This is a genomic window from Acidimicrobiales bacterium (genome assembly GCA_036270875.1).
Classification (GTDB): Bacteria; Actinomycetota; Acidimicrobiia; order Acidimicrobiales; family AC-9; genus AC-9.
The window spans coordinates 1-3333 of sequence record DATBBR010000118.1 but is presented as its reverse complement, the minus strand read 5'-3'; the positions used below and the strand labels follow the sequence as shown (position 1 = coordinate 3333).

The 3333-nt window shown below is 67.8% G+C and carries 3 protein-coding genes; all 3 read left to right on the top strand.

What is annotated here, in order from left to right; genetic code table 11:
- Nucleotides 1-708: alpha/beta fold hydrolase (locus VH112_11995; protein ID HEX4540957.1), on the top strand; the 708-nt coding region annotated here is incomplete at its 5' end.
- Nucleotides 709-913: 205 nt separating this feature from the next.
- Nucleotides 914-1624: a hypothetical protein gene (locus VH112_11990; protein ID HEX4540956.1), complete on the top strand. Its 711-nt coding sequence runs from the start codon at nt 914-916 to the stop codon at nt 1622-1624.
- A 1433-nt stretch (nt 1625-3057) separates the two neighbouring features.
- On the top strand, nt 3058-3333 hold a 276-nt coding region (locus VH112_11985), incomplete at its 3' end, for an alpha/beta fold hydrolase (protein HEX4540955.1).

Here is a 3333-nt window from a genome sequence, read left to right as displayed (position 1 = left end):
CATTTCCAGGTCATATCGCCCGACCTGCGAGGCCACGGTCGCGGTGTACGAGGTCCGTTCTCCCTCGAGGCCTGCGCCGACGACATCGCAGCCCTGCTCACCGCCCTCGGCACCGGCCCAGCCATCGTGGTGGGCTACTCGATGGGCGGGCCCGTCGCCACCCTCCTCTGGCGGCGTCACCCACATCTCGTAGCCGGGATGGTCCTGTGCGCCACGGCACCCTATTTCGCCGCCACCAGACTCGAGCAGCTGGGCCTGGCGGCCATCGCGTCTTGCCGCGAGCCGGCGCGTCGCCTTCCTGCCAGCGCCCTCAGAACAATGCGAGCACTCACCGGGCTGGGACGGGCGAGGCTGGGTGGCCTGCCCCAGGCCGTTCTGGACGTGGTGGGCCGTCACGATACGGTCGCCATCTGCCAGGCGGCTCGAGCTCTGCTGAGCTACCGAGCCGAGTCGTGGCTCGGCTCGGTCTCGATCCCCTCGGCGGTGGTCATCACCACCCGCGATCACGTGGTACCCGTCCCCCGCCAGCGGCGCCTGGCCCAGGCCATCCCCCGGTGCGGCCTCTTCGAGGTGGACGGCGACCACGCCGTGTGCGCCGTCAGCCCCAAGAGATTTCTGCCCGCGCTCCTCGCCGCGCTCGACAACGTAAAGGGCCGGTCTGTTACCTCGTCTGTGTGCGCTCGTGACCCGGAGCCGCTGGCGGCCTGACGCAGGCATAGGCCGCTTGGGCGGGGCCGGCTAAGGCCCTCGACAGCTCGGTGCGAGCAGTGACGTCCAGCTTTCGAACGGGTCTCCGGGACATGTCTCCCGCCCAGTACGAGAAGTCCGGGGGGTCTGCAGGGGGGATGCCCCGGTGCGAAGACGGGGGTCGCGGATCAACCATCAGGAGCACGCCCAGTCGAAGGAGCCAGCCATGATTCGCAGCAGATCCGTCACCCTCGTGGCCAGCACGGCGGCGATACCGCTCATCGCCCTGGCCGCCGCCGGCTGCGGCAGCGGTGGCGGCGGTGCCAGCGCCTCGCCGACGACCCCCAAGACGACCCCCCCACCGCCGGCCACGGTCGGGGTCGCCGGCAGCAGCCTGGGTCAGCTCCTGGTCGACTCCCAGGGCCGCACCCTCTACCTGTTCCAGAAGGACTCGGGGGGCGCCAGCTCCTGCACCGGCGCCTGCGCCACGGCCTGGCCTCCGCTCCCGGCGACCGGTCAGGGCACGGTCAGCGGCGGAGCCAACGCCTCGCTGCTCGGGACCACCCCACGCTCGGACGGAGGCCCGCAGGTCACCTACAACGGCCACCCGCTCTACCGCTTCTCCGGCGATCAGAAGCCCGGCGACACCAACGGCGAGGGCGTGAACGCCTTCGGCGCCAGCTGGTTCGTCGTGTCTCCGTCGGGGGACCAGATCGGCTCCACACCGCCGCCTCCACCGCCCCCGCCTCCGCCAACTACGGCGCCACCGCCCGTGCAGGCAGTGGTGCCGCCTCCGCCTCCCCCCGTGGCGCCACCTCCGCCTCCGGTGATGCGGACACCGCCGCAGCCAAAGGCTCCCGCCATTCCCCAGGGAGGCGGCGGCGACGGCGACGCCGATAACAACGGCGGTCCCAGCGACGGTGACGGCAACATCTAACCGGACATCCCCGGTCATCCGAGTACGCGAAAGAGACCGAGCTATGGGTGAACATCACATCACGGCTTCACGGGACGACCAGGTCACCTGCGATGCAATTCGTCTCGCCCTTGCCGCCACACAGCTGCGAGTGGCATGGCACGCAGGTGCCATCAGTGCCGAGAGGGCAATGGAGATGCTGGATCGGACGTTTTGCCAGATACGCCTTCGCGACACAGAGGGCGTGGGACAACTGCCATGTTCTTCGTGACGGTCACCGACGTGGCCGACGTAGCGCTCTGCCGGGTGGAGGGAGACCTGGACGGGATGACGGTGTCTCGCTTCAGGCAGACTTATGCCAGATGCCTCGGACGGCCCGCGCTGGTCATTGACCTGTCGGACCTCCTCTTTGTGAGCTCGGCAGCGAGGCGAAGGCATTCCTGCGCGGGACCTACGCCGAGCACCTCGAGACCCTCGATCCGAGGGTGCCGACCTGGGCGTGGCTCAAGTGCCTCACCCAGGACACTAGGACGGACCTGCCACCGCTGGTGGGGGGCGGCCACGCCGAGATATGCAGCCACCGGGAAAGTTCAGCCCCGCGTGGAGCTGGCCGCCGTCTACCGACGTCTGTTGAGTTCCTCAGCAACGAATGACAATGACACCACCTGAGGTGCACAGGGGCCGTTCCCTCAGCTGGCCGAAGGAGGCATCCATATCCCCAGCCTCGGCGCGCCGTCGAAGATCACGCTTGCCCCGGCCTCTTCGCATGGCGCTTGGGATCCTCACGTCCGCGGCCGTGGTCGCGGTCGCCATATACGGCATCGGCTTTACCGGTCGCTCCGCGCCCCAACCACCACCGCGCCCGTTCGCTTGGCTCACCTTGACGGCACCACCGAGCTCCTGGACGCGCCTCACCCTCCCCTCCGGCCTCGGTTCGTTATCCGTGCCCCCCAGGTTCCGTGCCGTTCCCGGGGATCCAGGAACTGCCACGTTCGCATTTGTCGGCTCGGGCGGCACCTCCCTTGGGTACCTCAACGTAACTCCAATGGAGGGCGACGAGCGCCTAGCCGGCTGGGCCGGCTTCCGCCTCGCTCACCTCCGCGAGGACGGCACGATCTCGGCCAAAAAAGACGGAGCGGTGGAGTCTGTCCGGACAGGGCAATCACTGCGGTCATGTATCACCGACGACTACGTGACCGAGATCGCTCATCATCACTTCCAGGAGGTCGCCTGCTTGGTCATGAGCACCTCCGAAGTCGGCGTTGTTGTAGCCACGACCCCCTCGGGGGATCCGGCTCACGTCTGGAGAGACCTGGAACGCGCAGTCGCCGCTTACCCGTTGGCATAGGCGCCCGGATCGGGGCCCGCGTACCACCCCGAGAGCAAGACCAACAGAGCAATGTGATTCTTTAACCAACGAATGTGCCATCCGCACCGAGAGAGGAGCTAACGCCATGCCTTATCTGAACGTAGGGGAAGAGAACTCCAACCCGATCGAGCTGTACTACGAGGATCACGGCTCGGGGCAGCCGGTGGTGCTCATCCACGGCTACCCACTTGACGGCCACTCGTGGGAGAAGCAGGTGCCGGTGCTTCTGAACCGAGGCCACCGCGTCATCACCTATGACCGACGCGGGTTCGGACACTCCAGTCAGCCGGTGATCGGCTACGACTACGACACCTTCGCCGCCGACCTCAAGGCCCTGGTCGACAAGCTCGACCTACGCCAG